22 protein-coding genes are annotated in these 20,075 nt (G+C 33.3%); 10 read left to right on the top strand and 12 right to left on the bottom strand.

Annotated elements, in window-relative coordinates:
• Positions 1 to 129 precede the first annotated feature (129 nt).
• The 5 genes from ACSVH7_RS10835 to ACSVH7_RS10855 form a co-directional block, all read right to left on the bottom strand.
• Positions 130 to 663 (bottom strand): mechanosensitive ion channel domain-containing protein, encoded by a 534-nt coding sequence (locus tag ACSVH7_RS10835; protein WP_438066714.1) that lies wholly within the window; start codon positions 661 to 663, stop codon positions 130 to 132.
• Between the two features lie 12 nt (positions 664 to 675).
• Positions 676 to 1,257 carry a Maf family nucleotide pyrophosphatase gene (locus ACSVH7_RS10840; RefSeq protein WP_438066715.1) on the bottom strand — a complete coding sequence of 194 codons (582 nt, stop codon included), beginning with the start codon at positions 1,255 to 1,257 and terminating at the stop codon, positions 676 to 678.
• A complete protein-coding gene (locus ACSVH7_RS10845) occupies positions 1,250 to 2,176 on the bottom strand; it encodes a geranylgeranylglycerol-phosphate geranylgeranyltransferase (RefSeq protein WP_438066716.1) in 927 nt (308 codons plus the stop codon). The genes ACSVH7_RS10840 and ACSVH7_RS10845 overlap by 8 nt, the downstream gene beginning before the upstream one ends.
• Before the next feature lie 97 nt (positions 2,177 to 2,273).
• Positions 2,274 to 2,801 (bottom strand): KdsC family phosphatase, encoded by a 528-nt coding sequence (locus ACSVH7_RS10850; protein ID WP_438066717.1) that lies wholly within the window; start codon positions 2,799 to 2,801, stop codon positions 2,274 to 2,276.
• Complete coding sequence (locus ACSVH7_RS10855; RefSeq protein ID WP_438066718.1) at positions 2,794 to 3,546, bottom strand: Rossmann-like and DUF2520 domain-containing protein; 753 nt, start codon at positions 3,544 to 3,546, stop codon at positions 2,794 to 2,796. Before ACSVH7_RS10855 ends, ACSVH7_RS10850 begins: the two co-directional genes overlap by 8 nt.
• 249 nt (positions 3,547 to 3,795) lie before the next feature.
• Here ACSVH7_RS10855 and ACSVH7_RS10860 point away from each other — a divergent pair, with 249 nt between their 5' ends.
• Complete coding sequence (locus ACSVH7_RS10860) at positions 3,796 to 4,218, top strand: hypothetical protein (RefSeq protein WP_438066719.1); 423 nt, start codon at positions 3,796 to 3,798, stop codon at positions 4,216 to 4,218.
• A 37-nt stretch (positions 4,219 to 4,255) separates the two neighbouring features.
• On the opposite strand, the gene ACSVH7_RS10865 is transcribed toward ACSVH7_RS10860, so the two are convergent.
• Positions 4,256 to 4,921: a spermidine synthase gene (locus tag ACSVH7_RS10865; protein WP_438066720.1), complete on the bottom strand. Its 666-nt coding sequence runs from the start codon at positions 4,919 to 4,921 to the stop codon at positions 4,256 to 4,258.
• Positions 4,922 to 4,988: 67 nt separating this feature from the next.
• On the opposite strand from ACSVH7_RS10865, the gene ACSVH7_RS10870 reads away from it, so the two are divergent.
• Positions 4,989 to 5,540: a 1-acyl-sn-glycerol-3-phosphate acyltransferase gene (locus tag ACSVH7_RS10870; protein ID WP_438066721.1), complete on the top strand. Its 552-nt coding sequence runs from the start codon at positions 4,989 to 4,991 to the stop codon at positions 5,538 to 5,540.
• An 11-nt stretch (positions 5,541 to 5,551) separates the two neighbouring features.
• On the opposite strand, the gene ACSVH7_RS10875 is transcribed toward ACSVH7_RS10870, so the two are convergent.
• Complete coding sequence (locus ACSVH7_RS10875) at positions 5,552 to 5,992, bottom strand: helix-turn-helix transcriptional regulator (protein ID WP_438066722.1); 441 nt, start codon at positions 5,990 to 5,992, stop codon at positions 5,552 to 5,554.
• A 311-nt stretch (positions 5,993 to 6,303) separates the two neighbouring features.
• Between ACSVH7_RS10875 and ACSVH7_RS10880 the strand changes: the two genes are divergently transcribed.
• The 4 genes from ACSVH7_RS10880 (at position 6,304) to ACSVH7_RS10895 (ending at position 11,223) form a co-directional block, all read left to right on the top strand.
• Positions 6,304 to 7,458 carry a M14 family metallopeptidase gene (locus tag ACSVH7_RS10880; RefSeq protein ID WP_438066723.1) on the top strand — a complete coding sequence of 385 codons (1,155 nt, stop codon included), beginning with the start codon at positions 6,304 to 6,306 and terminating at the stop codon, positions 7,456 to 7,458.
• A 76-nt stretch (positions 7,459 to 7,534) separates the two neighbouring features.
• Entirely contained in the window at positions 7,535 to 8,014 is a 480-nt protein-coding gene (locus ACSVH7_RS10885; RefSeq protein WP_159685266.1) for an Lrp/AsnC family transcriptional regulator, read from the top strand.
• Positions 8,015 to 8,111: 97 nt separating this feature from the next.
• Positions 8,112 to 10,697: a phosphoenolpyruvate carboxylase gene (locus ACSVH7_RS10890; protein WP_438066724.1), complete on the top strand. Its 2,586-nt coding sequence runs from the start codon at positions 8,112 to 8,114 to the stop codon at positions 10,695 to 10,697.
• Positions 10,698 to 10,707: 10 nt separating this feature from the next.
• Positions 10,708 to 11,223: a DinB family protein gene (locus ACSVH7_RS10895; RefSeq protein ID WP_438066725.1), complete on the top strand. Its 516-nt coding sequence runs from the start codon at positions 10,708 to 10,710 to the stop codon at positions 11,221 to 11,223.
• A 25-nt stretch (positions 11,224 to 11,248) separates the two neighbouring features.
• On the opposite strand, the gene ACSVH7_RS10900 is transcribed toward ACSVH7_RS10895, so the two are convergent.
• From ACSVH7_RS10900 to ACSVH7_RS10915, 4 genes are all read right to left on the bottom strand, one after another.
• Complete coding sequence (locus ACSVH7_RS10900; protein WP_438066726.1) at positions 11,249 to 11,386, bottom strand: SsrA-binding protein; 138 nt, start codon at positions 11,384 to 11,386, stop codon at positions 11,249 to 11,251.
• A gap of 61 nt (positions 11,387 to 11,447) precedes the next feature.
• Positions 11,448 to 13,304: a M56 family metallopeptidase gene (locus ACSVH7_RS10905; RefSeq protein WP_438066727.1), complete on the bottom strand. Its 1,857-nt coding sequence runs from the start codon at positions 13,302 to 13,304 to the stop codon at positions 11,448 to 11,450.
• 5 nt (positions 13,305 to 13,309) lie between these two features.
• The gene (locus tag ACSVH7_RS10910) at positions 13,310 to 13,666 is read right to left on the bottom strand and encodes a BlaI/MecI/CopY family transcriptional regulator (protein WP_438066728.1); all 357 of its coding nucleotides are present in this window, start codon (positions 13,664 to 13,666) and stop codon (positions 13,310 to 13,312) included.
• A 132-nt stretch (positions 13,667 to 13,798) separates the two neighbouring features.
• Positions 13,799 to 15,016, bottom strand: a complete 1,218-nt coding sequence (locus ACSVH7_RS10915) for an MFS transporter (protein WP_438066729.1) — start codon at positions 15,014 to 15,016, stop codon at positions 13,799 to 13,801.
• Between the two features lie 94 nt (positions 15,017 to 15,110).
• Between ACSVH7_RS10915 and ACSVH7_RS10920 the strand changes: the two genes are divergently transcribed.
• The 4 genes from ACSVH7_RS10920 (at position 15,111) to ACSVH7_RS10935 (ending at position 18,140) form a co-directional block, all read left to right on the top strand.
• Positions 15,111 to 15,713, top strand: coding sequence for a DUF1684 domain-containing protein (locus tag ACSVH7_RS10920; protein WP_438066730.1), 603 nt, complete (start codon positions 15,111 to 15,113; stop codon positions 15,711 to 15,713).
• Positions 15,714 to 16,370: a TatD family hydrolase gene (locus ACSVH7_RS10925; protein WP_438066731.1), complete on the top strand. Its 657-nt coding sequence runs from the start codon at positions 15,714 to 15,716 to the stop codon at positions 16,368 to 16,370. It begins immediately after the preceding gene.
• A 307-nt stretch (positions 16,371 to 16,677) separates the two neighbouring features.
• Entirely contained in the window at positions 16,678 to 17,391 is a 714-nt protein-coding gene (locus ACSVH7_RS10930) for a tRNA threonylcarbamoyladenosine dehydratase (protein ID WP_438066732.1), read from the top strand.
• 83 nt (positions 17,392 to 17,474) lie between these two features.
• Positions 17,475 to 18,140 carry an HAD family hydrolase gene (locus ACSVH7_RS10935; RefSeq protein WP_438066733.1) on the top strand — a complete coding sequence of 222 codons (666 nt, stop codon included), beginning with the start codon at positions 17,475 to 17,477 and terminating at the stop codon, positions 18,138 to 18,140.
• Between the two features lie 138 nt (positions 18,141 to 18,278).
• Here ACSVH7_RS10935 and ACSVH7_RS10940 read toward each other — a convergent pair whose 3' ends face one another.
• A complete protein-coding gene (locus ACSVH7_RS10940; protein WP_438066734.1) occupies positions 18,279 to 20,033 on the bottom strand; it encodes an ABC transporter ATP-binding protein in 1,755 nt (584 codons plus the stop codon).
• Positions 20,034 to 20,075: the final 42 nt, after the last annotated feature.

A 20,075-nucleotide genomic window follows, 5' to 3' on the forward strand; every position in this document is an offset into this window, starting at 1 on the left:
CTGTTATTGACCACAATTTGGTGCATTTTTATATGACTGCGCGTCTCTTCATTTCAAGAGGCTACATTTTAAGAAAATACATAGCGTTAGGAACTCTTGAAGTGTTTTAGTTGGACAAGAGTAAAAATGTTAATCTGTAAAATCTGGGTAGTCGCTATTATTTCTTTTCTTAATAGAAATTCCCTTTTGAAAAAAAAGATTGTTGGGATAAATAACAATTTCTCCTTCTTTGGATCGAATAGTTACATGATAAGCACCAATATCTTCAATTTCACCTTCAATTAAGTATTCTTTGTCGTGAATTTGGATCATGTCTCCAATTTTGAAAGGAAAAGAAAAAAACAAAATGATTCCTGCTGTAATATTGCTTAAAATTGACCATTGCGCAAACATGGCTACCCCAATAACAGTGGCTACAGACGAAATCGTAATGAAAATATCTTTAGCTTGTACCCCCCAAATTACGATTAAAAAAATAATTGCTAAAATAGTAATCAAAATATGAATGTATTTAATTACTAAATTTGTTCTTTTTTCAATTATTTCACTTGATTTTGCATAGCGTCTAACAATTTTGCTCACCAGTGTCCTACATATAACAACAACAATTAGTAAAATAAAGGTGCTGATTTCTTCTTTCAAAAATTGGTTTAAAAACGACATCTCAATACTAGTTTAAAGATTGTTTAGATATTCAAAGACTTTCTCAGTTGGCAACCCCATGACGTTAGTGTAAGATCCTTCTATTTTTTTAACGCCAATAAAACCAATCCATTCCTGTATTCCGTAAGCTCCAGCTTTATCATAAGGCTCGTATTTTTCAAGATAATAGGTAATAGCAGCATCGTTCAAGGTTGTAAAAGTAACTTTTGTTATTGCAGAGATAACGTCTGTTTTATTTTTTGTTTTGAAACATACTGAGGTGATTACTTCATGAGTCGTGTTGGATAAAGACGATAACATTTCAAAAGCCTCTTTGTAATTTTTGGGTTTTCCTAAAGCTTTTTCATGATGCCAAACAAGGGTGTCACTGGTTATTAAAAGTTCGTTTTCTTCTAATTCATTTTCAAATGCTTGGGCTTTCAACACTGATAAATATTCGGTTATTTCTTTTCCTTGCAAATGTTCCGGAAATACTTCTTCAATTTCTTTTAAACGAATTTCAAAATTTATATCTAAATCTACAAAAAACTGTTGCCTTCTTGGAGAACCAGAAGCAAGGATAATATGAAAAGCGGCTAATTTATTTTTAAGCATGATTTTGAATATTGTAATGAAGAATGGGTAAGATGAAAATTCCAAAGAAAATAATCCATTTTAAAACCAAGCTTAAATGATGGAAATCACTTTGGGTTCTTGCGCGTATAATTTTTACAGTAAAATACACAAAAGGGGCTAAGATTCCAACTAAACTATATAGTGTAACAATTTGCAAATTGTTGCTTATAAAATAGTGATACATATAATTGATGAATAAACCTATTGGAAGTAAGCTTACAACAAACAGTAATTTTGTCGTGTTTTTGATTCCTAATTGTATAGCTAATGTTTTCATTTCGTAGGTTGTATCCCCATGTAAGTCCTCCAAGTCTTTTACTATTTCTCGGATTAAATGTACTAAAAAAGCAAACACCGCATAGTCAAGCAAGAGACTAAAAATCGAGATCATTTGTATTTGATTTTCTGGTGTGGTGGAAGGGATAAGATCAAATATACCCACGATCACAATACTTAATCCTGCGAGCAAGGCAATTAGTAAGTTTCCTACTAGAAATAACTGCTTTAGCGTAGTTGCATAAAAATATAAAATGGAAGCAATAAAGATGAAGAATACTGCAAAATTTGGCTTTTGTACACTGTTAGCCAATAGAAATCCAATCGCAACTCCAATAATTGTCAAGGAAACATATAGGGAATAGGCTGTTTTTTCTGAAATCAAACGGCCAACAAAAACTTTATCAGGTTTGTTGATACTGTCTGTACCTTGATCAAAAATATCATTAATCACGTAGCCACCTGCAGCAATACATAAAGTAGATATAACTAACAATACATATTTCCAGTCAGTTAATGAAAGTGTAAAGTGTTGCTTGTTCAAAAAACCAAAGCGCAAAATGAGTTGCATCAGTGCCAGCAAAAGCAAATTTTGGAAACGAATGAATTGAAGGTATTTCATAGGGTATTAAAGGAATTGATGTTATTTAGCTTATCAAAAAATTAATTCTGAAAAGGGTTACAATTATCAACTAGGGTTACACTATATTTTTAAAAAATTAATCTAATTTTCCATCAAAATTTCCCATCCATTTACCTTGTACTCTCATCACTTGTTCAATGACATCTCGAACGGCTCCTTTTCCCCCATTTTTATGTGAAATATAGGCAGCAATAGATTTTATTTCCGAACAAGCATCTTGAGGGCAAGTAGGTAGTCCTACTAATTTCATAACATGATAATCGGGTATATCGTCTCCCATATAAAGTACTTGTTCGGGCTTAATTTGATATACATCTACATATTCATCAAAAGTTGCAACCTTGTCGGGAGTGCCTAAATGAATATCTGTAACACCTAAGTTTCTCAACCGAACGCGAACGCCCTCATTGCTTCCTCCAGATATAATACATACATTATAACCGCTGTCCACTGCCGTTTTTATTGCATAACCATCCCGAATATTCATAGTTCGCAGCATTTCCCCTTGATTGTTGATAAAAACAGAACCATCTGTTAATACTCCGTCTACGTCAAAAACGAATGTTGAAATAGCATTCATTATTTCTTTATAACTCTTAGCCATGATCTTGTATTGATTGTGTTAAAATTTGATATATTTTTTTTTGATTTTCATCAGTTAAAAAGGATTCATGCGTATTTAATGTGGTAAAATCTTTTCTTTTGGCTGGTCCGGTTTGTGCTACGGTAGGTGATAACTGTTGAATTTTTTGAGCGGTTTCAATAATTAGTGGTTTTAGAATATCAAAGGGTATACTATTGGCGACACAAATTTCTTCACCAAGACGATATAAATGATTCGTAAAATTATTGACAAAAACTGCAGCAACATGCAAAGCTTTTCTTTGCTCTGAATTGATGGTATACACGTGATTTGATATAGAATTTGCTATTTTTTCTAAAATGGAAAAATCATCAGAATGAAAGGATTCTAGACAAATGGGAATTGTTTCAAAATTTACTGCTTTACCTTTACTAAAGGTTTGTAAAGGATAAAAAACGCCACCTCTATTTTTTTTGTACAGCAAATCTAAAGAAGCTGCACCAGAGGTATGAACAATAAAACGATTTTCAAAAGGTAATTGTTGAGAAACTTCGCTAATAGCATCATCTGAAACAGCTAGAATATAAACATCTGCTTCAATTAATTCTGATAAGGAAGTAATTATTTTTTTGGGAGCTAAGTTGTTAATAGCCAACAAGGGGTTTCTACAAAAAACCTGTATAACCTCGATACCTTTGGCCGTATTAAAAGCCGTAATCAAGTGTTGTGCAACATTTCCAGAACCAATTATACTTACTTTAATCATCGTGCAAAAATAGTGTTTTTTTTGATTGTGATTTCATGATGTCTTGCGTCGGATTAATAATTTATTGGTAAAATTTGAATTTCATGTTCAGTGTTTTTTTTTAATAGAATCATTTTTTCATGAGTCATTAAGGAAGATTTTTTTGTTCTATTTTTTAGGTTTACGGATGTAAATCACCAAAAATAAATTATAATAAATGGTTTTAAATCAATAATTTGTGTTAAGTTTAGCAGATATAAATTAATTATTATGAAGAAAATAGTTTTTACTTTAGTATTGCTTTTGATAGGAGGATTGGTATCAAAGGCTCAGATTTCAATGAATGATGTTAATAAGGTATCTGCAATTGCAGGTAAAACAGCAACCTCAGCTTTTGATGTAAGTGGCATTAGTTCAGAAATTCTAGGTTCCTTAAAGCCTCAGTTGAAATTAACTCCAGAACAAGTGCCACAAGTTACCTCGATTGTGACCGAATTGTTAAATAAAAAGAAAAACGCGCTCCCCATGATGGCTAAGGACAAAGCGGGCTATTCAAAAGTAATGACGGGTATTCAAAGTGCTTTTCCTTCAAAAATGAAAACAGTTTTAAAAGCACAGCAATATGCTAGTTTGTTAGGAATTATGCCGAAGTCAGCTAGCGCAACAAATGTCTTGTCGAAATTATTATTTTAGTTACGCAGCAGTTTGAGTTTGTAACTTTTTGTAAGATTCAGTGGAGCTTTTGAATTAAAATTAATTCATTGTGCATTTCAATTCTTGGAATAGCATTTATTTTGTATTGTTTCAAATCGAAATGTGTCATAAAATTTTTATTTCTTTCTTCGTCTGATTTTTTTAGGAGCATAGTGTTGAAAAGAATAAAACCTTTTGGGTTTAGTAATGCAGCTAAGGGATGGATAAAAAAGGATTCAAATAAAAAATTTGGCATCTCAGTATCCTCAAATACATCTATTATAATTAAATCGTATTTTTCGGTACATCTTAGAACATACTCAAACGCATCTTGGATTTGAATGTCTACATTTGGTAAGGAATTCAATTGAAAATAAGTGTTGGCTACGTCAATTATTCTAGAATCAATGTCTATACCTTTTATTTTTCCTTTAAATTCGATTTCGTTGATCAATGTTTTGATAACGCTACCGCCGGCAACTCCAAGTACTAATGCCTTATCCATGGCTTGAATCGTTGAAAAACCTATTTTCAATAATCCTATTCTTAATATGCGCTGTAAGCTACCATATGAGTAATTGGTATTTTTAGAATCCATAACCAATTCACCATTTGTCCATGTGATTTCAATAGACTTACTGATGGTAGATTTTGATTTATAAATGGTAATCGGTAGGAGATAACTAAAAAGTTTTTTTAGCATTTGAAAAGTATTTTTTCAAAAATAACATTTTTATCAGTTATTTTGTGTCATATTTTCAAAAAAAACAATGAAAAAACAAATCTACAAATGGCTATTTTTTGATCTTATGGGTTGGAAAATTGTTGGGACTATAAAGCCAGAGGTTACAAAATGTGTAATGATGGTAATGCCTCATACGAGTAATCATGATTTTTATTTAGGGGTTTTTACTCGAGGTATTACGCAACTTGAGATGAATTGGATTGGTAAAAAGGAGTTGTTTATGTTTCCGTTCAATTATTATTTTCGTTACATGGGGGGTGAGCCTTTGGACAGAAGCGGTGGTTTGAATAAAGTGGATGCTATTGCTTCAATTTTTAAAAGAAAAGAAGTTTTTAGGTTGGCGGTTGCTCCAGAAGGTACTCGAAAAAAAGTAACGCAATTGAAAACGGGCTTCTATTATATTGCCTTGAAAGCCGGCGTCCCTATTATACCGGTGGCTTTTGATTTTGGAAAAAAGGAAGTCAATTTAGGGCAACCTATAATGCCAACGGGAGATTATGATGCGGATTTGGTTCAGCTTCAAAAGCATTTTGTTGGTGTAGTGGGTAAAATTCCAGAAAATGGGTTTGAATGGTAATGTGTTTAAAACTAAGTCTCTTTCGGATGTAAAATTTTAAAACTACCATCTTTATATATCATAATAATTTGATCTAATTGCTCTTTTGATTCTTCTGATGAAGAAGGAGTAACAGACGTATTGTTTTTTGTTTCTTCTAAAAAAGTACTACTATTTTCTTTGGTTAGAGACGGTAGGGTAGGTAGTATGTTGGAATTCTCACTTAAATCGTCATAGCGATCTTCCTGTTTGGGAAAATTTCCTTTTCCCAGAAGAATCCAATACAAATCTATTTCGGGGAATTTTTCTATTATTTTTAATACAAAATCAAGACTTGGTTTGTTTCTTCCAGATAAAAGATGAGACAAACTAGACCTTTGTACACCTATTTTATCTGCAAATGTAGCTGCATTCAAATTGTAGTAGTCTAGCAAAATTTCTAATCTTTGGATGAATTTATCTGTGTTTACCATTGTAAATAATTTTGAATGAATTTGAAGTTTTCAAAAGTAAATCATTTTAATGGGGTAGCCAATTAAAGATTTAAAAAACACTTTCGAAAAGAAAAATAGGGTGTTTTTTACTTTATATGAATAGTATTAATGTCTTGATTTGTATGTGTTTAGGTGTTAATTATTAAAATTGTTTTGTCTTCATTTTTTTTATCGCCGAAGGGTTTGTTTATGGGAGACTTAGTTTACATTCGTTATCTTTTGAAGGAGATGATGAATTTACAAATGTAAAATTAAAGATAGTTATTTTTGTAAACCAAATTTTATAATTTATGGAAGCACTAGAGTTATTTTACAAGTATAAAGAACAATCGATTCAAGGGAGGTATTTAACATTGGAGGCGATTTTGCCTATTCTCAAAAAGCATAACACGAATCAACAGGTTAAACAAGTGGGAGAATCGGTTTTGAAGAAACCTATTTATTCCTATCAGATAGGGGTTGGAAAAACAAAAATGTTTTTGTGGTCGCAAATGCATGGTAATGAAAGCACGACTACCAAAGCACTGTTAGATTTTATTAATTTTTTAAACGGTGATTCTGATTTAGCTAAAGAATTACTTGAAGTTTTTACTTTTTTAGCCATTCCGATACTCAATCCTGATGGTGCGGCATTGTATACAAGAGAAAATGCAAATAAAGTAGATTTAAATAGAGATTCGCAAGAATTGAGTCAGCCAGAAAGTCAAACACTGAGAGGAGTTTTTGAGGTTTTTGAGCCGGATTATTGTTTTAATCTTCATGATCAACGCACTATTTTTGGTGCCTCCGATACTGGAAAACCTGCAACTGTATCTTTTTTAGCGCCATCTTTTAATGAAGCAAGAGAGATTAATGCTACGCGACAAACGGCTATAAATACAATAGTCTCTATTAATGAAGTCTTGCAAAACTATATTCCTGGGCAAGTAGGCCGTTTTGATGATTCGTTTAATATAAATTGCATCGGAGATACCTTTCAGTTTTTAGGAGTGCCTACAATGCTGTTTGAGGCGGGACATTTTCCTAATGATTATCTGCGGGAAGAAACACGTAAATATATTTTTATCTCCTTATTGGTTAGTTGTGCTACAATATTCGAAAACGATATAGTTAGCAACAAAATGATTCAATATTTGAATATTCCTCAAAATAAAGTTGTTTTTTATGATTTTATATTTAAAAATGTCAAAATAAATTATGATGGTAATGAAATAATAACGAATTTTGCACTACAATATAAAGAAGAATTGATTGAGGGGGCTGTAGTTTTGAAAGCTTATGTCGCTGCAATGGATAATTTAGACTCTTTTTTCGGTCATTATGAGTATGATGCTAAAGAAGCATTGTATAAAGATGATTGGGGTAATTTGCCTAAAATTAATCAAATAGCTAGCTTTTCATTAGATAACCTAGTTTTTTTTGTTAATGGAGTGAATAAAGTTTAGTTTTTTTATCAAATCATTGATTTTTTCTTATATTTGTAATCATACTTGCTTTAACAGTAATATTAATTAATGAATTATGAGTAAATTTCGTTTAGATGAGGTAGATCATCAAATTTTAGATATGTTGATTGACAACACAAGAGTTCCTTTCACAGATATCGCAAAAAAATTATTAATCTCTGCAGGTACTGTTCATGTTAGAGTTAAAAAAATGGAAGACGCAGGAATCATTATGGGCTCTTCTTTAGTGTTAGATTATGATAAATTAGGATATTCATTTATTGCTTACGTTGGAGTTTTTCTGAACAATACATCACAAACTAAATTTGTTCTAGAGCGTATCAACGAAATTCCTTTTGTAACTGTTGCTTCAGTGACTACGGGAAAATTCAATATCTTTTGTAAAATCAGAGCAAAAGATACTAAACATGCTAAGGATGTTATCTTCATGATTGATGATATTGATGGGGTGTACAGAACTGAAACTATGATTTCTTTAGAAGAAAGCATCAATGATAAAAAGCGCTTAATGCATACCATCTTTAAAGAGATGTAATCAGCTTGAATGCTTATGTTTAAAATATAACCTCAAGTTTTCTTGGGGTTTTTTTATGAAATTGCTATTAATACAACCAAAAATCACCAAATAAATTATGTATACGTTACCAAAAATTGAACGTTTCAATAGAGATGTTCTTTCAAAATACCATATTTACAATAGTGTATTTATTACTTTACCTTTTGATTCGGTAGATAATACTGGGGTTTTGTTGCCTCTTTTTACCGATATCTGTGAAAAAGGTTTTAGAAAACAAGAAACTCCCAAAGAAATTGTAAATTTTTTTTCTGAAAAATATTTGAATGCTGCTTCTGAAAAAGAAGCAATCGATTTGATGTTTCGATTTATTCAATATATCGAGCGTCAAATTGTTTTGTTTGATGCGATTGAAGATGCTGCTTTTTCAACAGTAAATAACATGGAGGGTAGAGGTTCGCTGCGTGATGTCAAAGAAAAATCAGATGCCAAAAATAAGCAAGAAGAATTAATTGCTTTTCTGGAAAATTTCAACGTACGTACTGTATTAACGGCTCATCCGACACAGTTTTATCCTGGAGCGGTACTCGGTATTATTAATGATTTGACTGAGGCTATTCGCAAAAATGATTTAATCGAAATCAAACAACTTTTAGCTCAATTAGGTAAAACACCTTTTATTCAAAATGAAAAACCGAACCCTTTTGATGAAGCCATAAGTTTGATTTGGTATCTAGAGAATGTATTCTATGACACCTCTGGGGAAATGGTTCACTATTTAGAGAAAAACGTTTTTAACGGCACTACCATTCAAAATCCATTAATAAAACTTGGCTTTTGGCCTGGTGGAGATCGTGATGGTAATCCATTTGTAACAACAGATATTACCCTTAAAGTTGCAGAAAGACTTAGAACATCGATTTTAAAATGTTATTATTTTAACATCAGAAGTTTAAAAAGAAAACTGACCTTTTCTGGAGTTGATGTTATCATTTCAGAGTTAGAGCAAAAGTTATATCGTTCTGTTTTTTATTCTAAAGGAGATATTTTTATTACACTTGAGGAGTTTAAAGAGCAAATATGTAAAATAAAAACAATTATCATCGAGCAACATCAGTCACTGTACTTGGATGAAATAGAAGCGCTTTTAATTCGTGTAAACTTATTCGGATTTCATTTTGCTACATTGGATATTAGACAAAATAGTAAAATTCATAATGCGGTATTTAAGGACGTTGTAACCTATACTTTTGGACAAAAAAACGCTGTATTCCCTGATAATTATTTTGATTTATCCGAGAACGATAAATTTGAGGTGTTAGCTACTGTAACCGCAGATTTAGACCCTAGTGTCTTTGAAAATGATATTACACGGTTAACATTAGAATCAATTCAAGCTATAAAAACAATTCAAAAAAATAATGGTGAATTTGGTGCAAATCGATATATAATTAGCAATAACGAAAGTGCTTTGAATGTGATGGAGACTTTTGCATTGATTAAATTATGTAATTGGAATGAAGCTACGCTAGATATTGTTCCTTTATTTGAATCGGTAGATGACTTGCAACACGCTCATGAAATCATGGAAAAGTTGTACCTCAATCCTGCTTATGCTGCTCATTTGAAAAACCGAGGAAATAAACAAACTATCATGCTTGGTTTTTCTGATGGTACCAAAGATGGTGGTTATTTAATGGCGAATTGGAGTATATATAAAGCAAAAGTAGCGCTTACCGAAATTTCAAGAAAATACAATATTCAGGCGATATTTTTTGATGGTAGAGGAGGACCACCGGCTCGTGGAGGTGGAAAAACGCATCAGTTTTATGCTTCTTTAGGTTCAAAAATTGAGAATAAAGAAATTCAAATTACCATTCAAGGCCAAACCATTAGTTCTAATTTTGGCACAATAGATTCTTGCCGATATAATCTAGAAAATTTATTGAGTGCAGGAGTTACTAATCAGGTTTTTGGAAAAAATAAAAATATTTTATCTGAAACTGATATTGAAATATTAGATAAAATGGCTGAATTAGGTTATAATAAGTATTTAAGCTTTAAGAATCATCCTCAATTTATTCCTTACTTGGAGAAAATGAGTACCCTTAAATATTATGCTAAAACGAATATTGGAAGTCGTCCCTCTAAAAGAAATACATCTGAACAATTAGATTTTAGCGACTTGAGAGCCATTCCTTTTGTAGGATCTTGGAGTCAATTAAAGCAAAATGTTCCCGGTTTTTTTGGTGTAGGAACTGCTTTGAAGTATTTTGAAGATAGTAATGAATGGGATAAAGTTCAAAATTTGTACAAGAATTCTCTTTTTGTTAAAACATTGCTTGAAAACAGTATGATGTCTTTGGCAAAATCATTTTTTCCTTTAACGGCTTACATGAGAAAAGATCCCGTTTTTGGGGAGTTTTGGCAAATAATATACGATGAGTTTTTAGAAACCAAACGCTTGTTATTAAAAATTGCAGGACATAGTGAATTAATGGAAAACTATCCTGATGGAAAGGCTTCGATTGCAATGAGAGAAAGAATCGTAATGCCGTTGTTGACGATTCAGCAATATGCTTTATTGCGAATCAATGAGTTGAATAAAGAGGAAAAACCCAATGATGAACTTATAAAAGTGTACGAAAAAATTGTAACGCGCTCGCTTTTTGGAAATACTAACGCTAGTAGAAACTCTGCTTAAAATCAAACCTATGAACTCGAATCAATTGCCTATTAATGAATATTCAAAGTTTCAATCTACTTATATTAACGCTTTGCAAAGTGTTGAATTACTTGAAGAATTAGAAATCTCGCTGCATGATTTTATCCGTTTTATACAAAACATCCCAATGGATAAATTTGATTATCGTTATGCAGAAGGAAAATGGACAATCAAAGATATTATTCAACATGTTATAGATACCGAAAGAATTTTTAGCTATCGTGCTTTGCGTATTTCTAGAAATGATAAAACGCCTTTGCCTGGTTTTGAAGAAAATGATTACGCGGAAAACACTGAGGCCAACAAGCGTAGTATTCAAGATTTATTGACAGAATTATCAGCTGTTCGGCATGCGACCCTGCTTATGTTTAAAAGCTTTAGCAAGGATCAGTTGTTGAAAATTGGTATCTGTTCTGATAGTGAAGTTTCTGTGCGTGCCATTGGTTTTATAATTATTGGACATCAAAAGCATCATCAAAAAGTTTTTGAGGAGCGTTATTTGTAAGTACTTTTCAGTTTTTAGAAAACAACTATAAAGCTCTTTTCGTTACGTAATAGCGATACCCGATGATAGCCATTTGCCATTTTTTAGCTTTGCTAATATCTAGACGTTGTTTTGTAAAACTGGGTAATACTATTTTATTGATTTGAGCTAAAACTTTATACATAAATATATTTTTTTCAAAGATATAAAAAAAGACGGTCTTGTGATGAGACCGTCTTTTGTGTTTATATTTTCTGAGTATCAGCTTTTGCCTTTTCTATTTCTTTTTTGGCTTTTAGAATTTCTTGTTTTGCTTTTTCTATTTCGGCTTTTGCTTTTTGCATTTCAATTTTTGATAGCTCTATTTCCTTTCTAGCACGTTCAATATCGGCTTGCATATTTTCTCTTTCGTTGAGAGAGCGTTCTACATCTACTTGGGCTCTTTTGATTATCTTGTTCATATTTACTTCAGTTCTTCCATCTTTAGTTGTAATTGCGATTACGCCATTTTTGCCATCGTCTCCATACTTTTCAATAGATATGTCTCCTTTATAAACATCCATGCTTTCGATTGAATTAGGGTCTAATTTGGAATTTAATTCTTCCATATTGACATCCACTTTTTTTCCATTGATATAGATAATTGGTTTATCCATAGTTTTACTATTCTTTATGGAAATTGTCTTTTTTACAACAGCATAGGGTGCATTTGGAGATGTTGGGTTATAAGGGGAATGAATAGAAGGCGGGACTTTGTCATAAACAGCTGGTGTAGTTGCATTAGACGCATCAAGCGCATCAGGTGCATTAGGTGGAGTTACATCATCTTCGTCATCACTGAAAGAAAAAGCAAAGTTAGATTCTTCATCATCAGAAGAATTTAGTACCATTCTTTTATTGATTTTTCCTTTAGGATTAGCTTTTCCAGTATAAAATCCGATACTTGATTTTCCGTTGCTATCCGTGTTTTTAATAAAAGTGATAGGCGAAATCGGTCGATCGCTATCCACTTGATTGGTTCCTTTGTTACCCTTTTTGTCATCAAATTGCACTTTGATTCCTGTAATTTCTTGATTAGCGTTACGTTTAACTTTGGAAATTTTTAGATTAATACCGTGTAGGTCTTTTAGTAATTGAGCTTCTTGTTTTAACTTGGCATCAGAAGTGTTTTTGTCAATAACCAAGATGATATCTTCAGTTGTTGCTTTAGATGTTGTGGTGTTTGTTATTGTTTTTTCCTGTGCCAAAACCTTAATTTGGAAAATTAATACAAAGGCGATTAAAGCAGGAAATATCAGTACATACTTCCAAGAATTCCATTTTTTTGATTGATTTTTGTTTAACATAACGATTCGTTTTTTGATTAATGATTGATAAAAATGATTGGTGAGGGCAACACAATTTTCGTGTGTTGTTATTTTTACAAGTGCCATTTGATAGGCTTTTTTGTCGTTAAGTCGTTTTGTAGCCACGCTATCAGCAATGAATTCAAGGTTTTGTAATATGGCTCTTTGGTACAACCAAATAAAAGGATTGAACCAAAATACGATACTAAAAAAGCGAATAATCAAAACATCTAGGGTGTGATGCTGTTCGCTATGCACTTTTTCATGTTCTAAAATACTTTGCAATTCTGATGGCGAATACAAAGAAGAATTGAAAACAATCGTATTGAAATACGAAAATGGCGCTATTTTCTCCTGAACATCAATCAGTTTGAAGTCGGCCTGTTGTTGTGCTTTCGTTTTATATAACATGCGATTCAAACTCCAATAATCCATTCCGAATTTGATGAAAAACAAAGCAGAACCTACTATATAAATCACAATGGCAGTCAAATACCAATTTATTTCAAAGCTCTCCTTAGGAGCGGCTTGCTGTAGTGGTAGTTCTGAAATAGGAAAAGTGAGTGGAGTAGGGGTTACCCAAACGATTTTGGTAATGTAAAATAAAGGAAGCACCACAGCTGTTCCTAATCCAGCGAGTAAGAAAAAGCGATTGGCTGTAAAAAAAGTTTCTTTTCGCAGCGATAAATAGTAAGCCAGATAAAATAAGGCAATCAAACCGCTTGCTTTTAGTAAGTAGATATAGATGGTTTCCATAGCGCTTATTTTTGTTCTATCATCGCTACTATTTCTCGCAACTCTTCAGCTGATATTTTTTCTTCTTTCGCAAATTGCGAAACCATATTCTTATACGAACTACCAAAAAAAGTTTCTATCGCATTCGACATAAATTTCTTGCGATAGTCTTCAATCTGAACCACTGGAAAATATTGATGGGTATTGCCAAAAGCGTTATGCGACACATATCCTTTCTCTTCTAGATTTCTGACAATCGTTGAAAGGGTATTATAATGTGGCTGTTCTTCAGTAATTTCTGCTTGAATTTCTTTTACAAAAGCTTTTTTAAGCTTCCATAAAATGTGCATAATTTCTTCTTCCTTGTTGGTTAATTTTTGCATCTTGCTTGCGTTTAATTTAATGACAAAACAAACCTACAACTATTTTTATAGTTTACAAACTAAAAATATAGTTATTTAACTATAAATTAAGTTTTGATGCAATAATGAGTTATTATTTTGATATTCAGCAATTTATTTGTTTTCATTTTGGACCCTTCGTATTACCCAAAAACAGCCACACACGGATAACCCTCCGAGGAAACTCATAAAAATCCAATTATTTTGATAGCCAAATCGACTGATGATATCCATTCCTGTTTTGGAGCTAACAATATGAGCCAAACTAAAACTCATCGTGAAAAGTGCCATATAACGCCCTTCGTGTCCTTTCGGTGCGCGACTCAATGCAAAAGAATTAGAAAACGGAAAGATGAACATTTCTCCAAAAGTGATAAACAACAAACTAATGACTAAAAATCCTATCCAGAAATTGAATATTAAAATCAGGAAACTAATGGACATTAAAATACAACCCCAGAGAATAATCTTGAGTTTGTTTATGTTTTTTCGTTGTGAGGCACTTACAATAGGCATTTCGAAAAAAAAGACAAGTAAACCATTTAAGGATAACAAAAGTCCACTTTGAAATTCACTCATGCCAAATTGTTCTTTATGATACAAGGGTAAAGTGGTAAATAATTGAAAAAATAATACTGCGGTAATAAAACAAACAAACAAGAAAACCCAAAAGATAGTATCCTTGAATACAGAAATTCTTGTAGCATTGATTTCTTTCATTTTTTCGTGATCGATTGTCGTTTTTTTCTCTTTTACCATCAGCGCAAAAATCAAAATAGCAACAATGCATGAAGCACCATCTACCCAAAACAATCCTTGATAACCCATTCCCATAATGATTAAACCGCCAAGAGCAGGCCCAGCAGCAAAACCTAGATTTACAGACAATCGTACCAATGTCAAGGCCCTTGTTCTGTTTTCTGGTTTGGCATAGGTTCCTAAAGAAACAAACATCGCGGGTCGAAACATATCTGCAATAGCCATAACGCAAAACATCCCCAAACAGAGTCCTTCAAAAGTGGTGATATACTGTATTACGAAAAATAAAATCCCAGTGGTAAACAAGCTGAAAATCATTATTTTATAAAAGCCTATCTTATCCGATAGTTTACCTCCTAACCAAGAACCCAGCATTGAGCCTAAACCAAAACATACCATAATCCAACCCACTTGTCCAAATGAAAAACCAAGATCTTCTTTCAAGTATTTGGACAAAAAAGGCAACACCATCGTTCCTGCTCGATTGATAAAAGTCATCAAAGTGAGGATCCAAATTTCTCTCGAAAAACCTCGGTAATTGTCAAAATAGCGTTGAATGGCGGTGGTCAGCATCTTTTTTTTCGTTTTGCCAAAGGTAGTAACTTTGATTGGAAGCGCTTTGCTGGCTGATAACTTTAAGTTATTTTTGCCAAAAACGACTCAAAAGATGAAAAAAGCACTTCTTGTATTGATGATTATTTTCTGTAATTGGACTTTCGGACAAGCTCAAAAAGGCCTTGAAGCCGTCGAAAAATTCCAAAATGAACTCAATGCAGCATATGCTTCCCCTGAAAAAAGTCCCTTGCTCAAAGAGGATTTAGCCGTTTTCAAAAGCTTGGATTTCTTTCCTTACAATCCCAACTTGCAAATTGAAGCTCGTTTCGTTCGTACGCCTAATGAAAAAGTGTTCGAAATGAAAACCTCTACGACAAGAAAACCCTTGTATATTAAATTCGGAGAAGCACATTTCACCATCGACGGAAAAGCTTTGGTACTCAATATTTATCAAAACATCGAACTTTCCAAAAAGAAAGAATACGTAGACTACTTGTTTTTACCTTTTTCTGACCTGACTTGCGGCAAAGAAAGTTACATCGGCGGACGCTACATCGATTTGAAAATCCCAACAACTGAAACCATTTTTATCGATTTCAATTCGGCTTACAATCCTTACTGCGCTTACAATCACAAATATTCTTGCCCCATAGTACCGCTTGAAAATGATTTGCCAGTAGCCATAAATGCAGGAGTAAAAAAGTTTCACGACTAAATGAAGTATTTCAATTTACATACGCACAAAGCCACCCAAAATCCCAACCGAGTCGAGTTGGTCAATCAGTATCCTAACGAATTCGAGAACTCTTTTCCCTATTATTCCATAGGCATTCATCCTTGGTATATTGTGGAGGAACGGATAACAAGCGATTTAGAAATCATCGAGCAACAACTCCAAGACCCCAATTGTTTGGCTTTGGGCGAATGCGGTTTAGACAAACGAATTGCCATTCCGTTCGAGTTACAACAATCCGTTTTTGAGCAACAATTGCATTTGGCGCAGAAGTACAACAAACCCGTGGTGATTCATTGCGTGGCGGCCTATCAGGAAGTAATAGCTAGTAGTAAGAAACTAAAAATCAGCGTTCCGTTACTCATTCACGGATTCTCAAAGAACGAAACCGTGGCACAATCGTTACTCAACAATGGATTTTACTTGTCCTTTGGGAAGTATTTGGTTCAAAATCCAGCCTTGGCAAGCGTTTTTCAAAACGTACCAGACCATCAGTTCTTTCTAGAAACCGATACGATCGAAAACGGAATCGAAGAAGTCTATGCTTTGGCAGCTCAGTATAAAAACACAACTGTTGAAGCCATACAGCAACAAATTAACGCAAACACAAAACGAGTTTTTGGATTACACCTCGATTGATTTTATAATAAAATGATTTTTTAGGAGCAGAAAAAATAGGCATTTTAGCCAGCAAAGTCCCGTGATCCGCTATATCTTTGCTTTTTTAAAGAAAAAAGCAAAGGATGCCGCTCCTCCCGGGGCTAGAAGGCAAGATTGGTGATTTTTTGGAAACATTTAAAAAAATAAAAATAGATTCAAATAAAAATAAAGAAACATATCAGTCATTGAAACTTTTACTTTTTTGCACTTTTATTGTGCTTCAAATAATAAGTAGCAAAAACTAAAATGACTTAAATGTTTATAAAATAATCAAATAATAAAGAATATGGCAGAGTGGACAGAAAGAGCCGAGCTTTTATTTAAAGCCGAAGGATTACAAAAATTACAAAATGCAAAGGTATTAGTCGTAGGACTAGGAGGAGTAGGCTCATTTGCTGCAGAGTTTTTGGCAAGAGCTGGTGTAGGCAATATGACGATTGTTGATGGAGACGTGGTAGACATTACCAATATCAATCGTCAATTACCAGCTTTACATTCCACTGTTGGGCAACCCAAAGTAACCGTCGTTGGCGACCGATTAATGGACATCAATCCCGCACTTAACCTTACCAGAGTGCAAGAATTTCTATCTCCAGAGCGCGCTTTAGAAATTGTTTCTACCGATTTTGATTATGTTTTGGACTGTATCGATAGCGTAACGCCAAAATTGAATTTGATTTTGTCTGCCAAGCGCAACAGAGTCAAAATCATCAGCAGTATGGGAGCAGGAGGAAAAATGTTGGCTTCAAAAGTGAGAGTAACAGACATTTCCAACACCATCAATTGCTATTTCTCTAAAACCATTAGAAGACGATTAAAAGAGTTAAAAATTAATAAATTGAAAGTAGTTTTTTCTTCCGAAATTCAAGATACTACCAGTCTAAAAATGACAGATGGTTCTAATTTTAAGAAATCTTTTTACGGAACTAACAGTTATATGCCAGGTCTTTTTGGATTGCACGCCGCAGAAACTGTCATTCGTCATTTACTGAAGAATTAGTCCTTAGTACCCAGTAATTAGTTCAACACAAACAAAGCGACTCAGAAACTTAGCTTCTTAGCTACTTAGCAACTTAAAAAAATATGATACAAACTGTGATTTTTGATATGGATGGTGTAATTGTAGATACAGAACCTGTTCATCGTTATGCCTATTACCAATTATTTGAAGAATTAAATATTACCGTTACCGAGGAAATGTATACCTCTTTTACTGGTTTTTCGACTCGCAATACGTTTCAATTTTTGAAAAATCAGTTCAATCTACAACAAGAAGTAGAAGATTTAATTCAAGAAAAACGCAACCGCTTTAATGATGCTTTTGATACCAAAGAAGATTTGACGTTATTGGATGGTGTTGAAAATTTGATTAAAGATTTGCATCAAAACGGAATGCAGTTAATCGTAGCTTCATCAGCTTCAAAGGTTACGATTGATAGAGTGTTTACTCGTTTCAATTTACATCAATATTTCTCTCATATTGTGAGTGGTGAAGATTTTCCACAATCCAAACCGCATCCAGCTATTTTTGAACACGCGGCAAGTTTATCAACTGCTCCAAAGGAAAATTGTATCGTTATCGAAGACAGTACAAATGGTGTAAAAGCCGCCAATGCTGCGGGTATTTTCTGTGTTGGATATCAAAGTGAACATTCTAAAGATCAAGATTTAAGTACAGCAGATGTAATTATTGCTGATTTTAACAACTTAAACGCTGCAAAAGTAGCCCTATTTGGTTTTCAATCATAATAAGTAATTTACATTCTCTTTATCCAGTGCTAGTAGGATAATCAAGGTATTATTTGTTTCTGAATGTATCTTACTAGTAATGGGAAAGTAAATCTTCGCTAATCCTTTAGAAACCCCAAAATGGTTTTAAAAGGATGCTTAATTAGCTACTGAAAACTGTGAATCGTATAGGTTTTTATAAAATCCTTTTTCTAGATTAATTAATTCCTGATGTGTTCCTTGCTCTACAATCAAACCTTTGTCCATGACTACGATTTTGTCTGCGTTTACAATCGTAGCCAAACGGTGTGCAATCACTATTGAGGTTCTGCCTTGTGTAATGGTTTCGGTAGCACGCTGAATCAATTCTTCAGAATACGTATCGATAGAAGACGTGGCTTCATCCAAAATCAAAATACTTGGATTGGACACAAATGCTCGTAAAAAAGCTATCAATTGACGTTGCCCAGACGAAAGCATAACACCACGTTCTTTTACATCAAAATCGTAATCATCAGGTAAACTCATGATAAAGTCATGTACTCCAATTTTTTTGGCAGCCGCTAGTACTTTTTCTCTTGTAATTTCTGGATTATTAAGGGTGATGTTGTTGTAAATAGTATCGGCAAACAAAAACACATCCTGAAGCACCACAGCTATTTGTTTACGCAATGAACTTAAAGTATAATTTTCAATATTGTGATGGTCTATATCAATAGAACCACTGTTAATCTCGTAAAAACGATTCAGTAAATTGATTATAGTCGATTTTCCTGCGCCTGTAGAACCCACAATAGCAATGGTTTGTCCAGCACTAACCTCTAAATCTATTCCTTTGATTACTTCTTCATCCGGAATATAACCAAAACGGACGTCTTTGAAAAGGATGTTTCCTTCAAAGATAGGCGCCTCCATGGTTCCAGTATCCTGAATTTGATCCTCTGTATCCAAAATATCAAACACACGATTGGCTGCAATCATTCCCAATTGCATTTCGTTGAATTTATCTGCAATTTGGCGCAAGGGGTTGAATAGCATTCCAATAAACATGGTATAGGAAAATAAGTCTCCAAAAGTAGTAAAGTTGTCACCATTCAATATTTTGATACCGCCATACAAAACGATAAATCCCAGAGTCAACGACGAGATAATATCAGCAATAGGGAAGAAAATGGAGTTGTACAAAATGGTTTTTATCCACGCTTTTCTATGCTTGTCATTGATATTTTTGAATTTATCAAATTCAATATCTTCACGATTGAATAGTTGTACGATTTTCATTCCTGTAACTCGCTCTTGAACAAAAGTATTCATATTCGCAATTTGGGTACGTACTTCCTCAAAAGCCACTTGCATTTTCTTTTGAAAAATACGTGTAAAAAACACCAATATGGGCATTGCTACAATAACAATCCAAGTGAGTTTCCAGTTCATATAAAACATAAAAAGGAGCACTACCAGCATTTTCATCAAATCACTAATAATCATGAAAAGTCCTTGGCTAAAAATACGCGCAATAGCTTCAATGTCCGATACACATCGGGTTACGACTTGTCCAACAGGAACCAAATCAAAGTACTTCATCCTAAAACTAAGCAAATGCGCAAACAGTTTAATTCGGATGTCTTTTACAATATCTTGCCCCAACCAATTAGCCCAAAACACAAAATAGAATTGCGAAAAAACCTCAAGAAGCAATACAATTCCCATCAAGGAAACGTAGAATAGTAAACCTTGTTGGTCGTGGGTTTTGATGTATCCATCGACCGTTTGCTTTAGCAAATATGGTCGTAAGGCAGCAAAAATAGATAGAGAAATCGCAAACACAATGACCCCGTTAAATCGTAATTGATAAGGCTTTGTAAATTTTAAAATTCTTTTGAATAATCGAGTATCGAATGCTTTTGCTTTCATGTTTAGGAGCTATTTCCCGCTATTCGTGCAAATGTAATTCAC

It is taken from the genome of Flavobacterium sp. TSSA_36, from assembly GCF_051547165.1.
GTDB lineage: Bacteria > Bacteroidota > Bacteroidia > Flavobacteriales > Flavobacteriaceae > Flavobacterium.

What these genes read in the sequence shown, in the direction of transcription:
- ACSVH7_RS10920 (WP_438066730.1), top strand. Translation starts at nt 15,111, where the DNA reads ATGAAAAAAGCACTTCTTGTATTGATGATTATTTTCTGTAATTGGACT.
- ACSVH7_RS10925 (WP_438066731.1), top strand. Translation starts at nt 15,714, where the DNA reads ATGAAGTATTTCAATTTACATACGCACAAAGCCACCCAAAATCCCAAC.
- ACSVH7_RS10910 (WP_438066728.1), bottom strand. Translation starts at nt 13,666, where the DNA reads ATGCAAAAATTAACCAACAAGGAAGAAGAAATTATGCACATTTTATGG.
- ACSVH7_RS10860 (WP_438066719.1), top strand. Translation starts at nt 3,796, where the DNA reads ATGAAGAAAATAGTTTTTACTTTAGTATTGCTTTTGATAGGAGGATTG.
- ACSVH7_RS10855 (WP_438066718.1), bottom strand. Translation starts at nt 3,546, where the DNA reads ATGATTAAAGTAAGTATAATTGGTTCTGGAAATGTTGCACAACACTTG.
- ACSVH7_RS10940 (WP_438066734.1), bottom strand. Translation starts at nt 20,033, where the DNA reads ATGAAAGCAAAAGCATTCGATACTCGATTATTCAAAAGAATTTTAAAA.
- ACSVH7_RS10935 (WP_438066733.1), top strand. Translation starts at nt 17,475, where the DNA reads ATGATACAAACTGTGATTTTTGATATGGATGGTGTAATTGTAGATACA.
- ACSVH7_RS10890 (WP_438066724.1), top strand. Translation starts at nt 8,112, where the DNA reads ATGTATACGTTACCAAAAATTGAACGTTTCAATAGAGATGTTCTTTCA.
- ACSVH7_RS10915 (WP_438066729.1), bottom strand. Translation starts at nt 15,016, where the DNA reads ATGCTGACCACCGCCATTCAACGCTATTTTGACAATTACCGAGGTTTT.
- ACSVH7_RS10900 (WP_438066726.1), bottom strand. Translation starts at nt 11,386, where the DNA reads ATGTATAAAGTTTTAGCTCAAATCAATAAAATAGTATTACCCAGTTTT.
- ACSVH7_RS10845 (WP_438066716.1), bottom strand. Translation starts at nt 2,176, where the DNA reads ATGAAATACCTTCAATTCATTCGTTTCCAAAATTTGCTTTTGCTGGCA.
- ACSVH7_RS10905 (WP_438066727.1), bottom strand. Translation starts at nt 13,304, where the DNA reads ATGGAAACCATCTATATCTACTTACTAAAAGCAAGCGGTTTGATTGCC.
- ACSVH7_RS10875 (WP_438066722.1), bottom strand. Translation starts at nt 5,992, where the DNA reads ATGGTAAACACAGATAAATTCATCCAAAGATTAGAAATTTTGCTAGAC.
- ACSVH7_RS10865 (WP_438066720.1), bottom strand. Translation starts at nt 4,921, where the DNA reads ATGCTAAAAAAACTTTTTAGTTATCTCCTACCGATTACCATTTATAAA.
- ACSVH7_RS10930 (WP_438066732.1), top strand. Translation starts at nt 16,678, where the DNA reads ATGGCAGAGTGGACAGAAAGAGCCGAGCTTTTATTTAAAGCCGAAGGA.
- ACSVH7_RS10885 (WP_159685266.1), top strand. Translation starts at nt 7,535, where the DNA reads ATGAGTAAATTTCGTTTAGATGAGGTAGATCATCAAATTTTAGATATG.
- ACSVH7_RS10870 (WP_438066721.1), top strand. Translation starts at nt 4,989, where the DNA reads ATGAAAAAACAAATCTACAAATGGCTATTTTTTGATCTTATGGGTTGG.
- ACSVH7_RS10840 (WP_438066715.1), bottom strand. Translation starts at nt 1,257, where the DNA reads ATGCTTAAAAATAAATTAGCCGCTTTTCATATTATCCTTGCTTCTGGT.
- ACSVH7_RS10880 (WP_438066723.1), top strand. Translation starts at nt 6,304, where the DNA reads ATGGAAGCACTAGAGTTATTTTACAAGTATAAAGAACAATCGATTCAA.
- ACSVH7_RS10895 (WP_438066725.1), top strand. Translation starts at nt 10,708, where the DNA reads ATGAACTCGAATCAATTGCCTATTAATGAATATTCAAAGTTTCAATCT.
- ACSVH7_RS10835 (WP_438066714.1), bottom strand. Translation starts at nt 663, where the DNA reads ATGTCGTTTTTAAACCAATTTTTGAAAGAAGAAATCAGCACCTTTATT.
- ACSVH7_RS10850 (WP_438066717.1), bottom strand. Translation starts at nt 2,801, where the DNA reads ATGGCTAAGAGTTATAAAGAAATAATGAATGCTATTTCAACATTCGTT.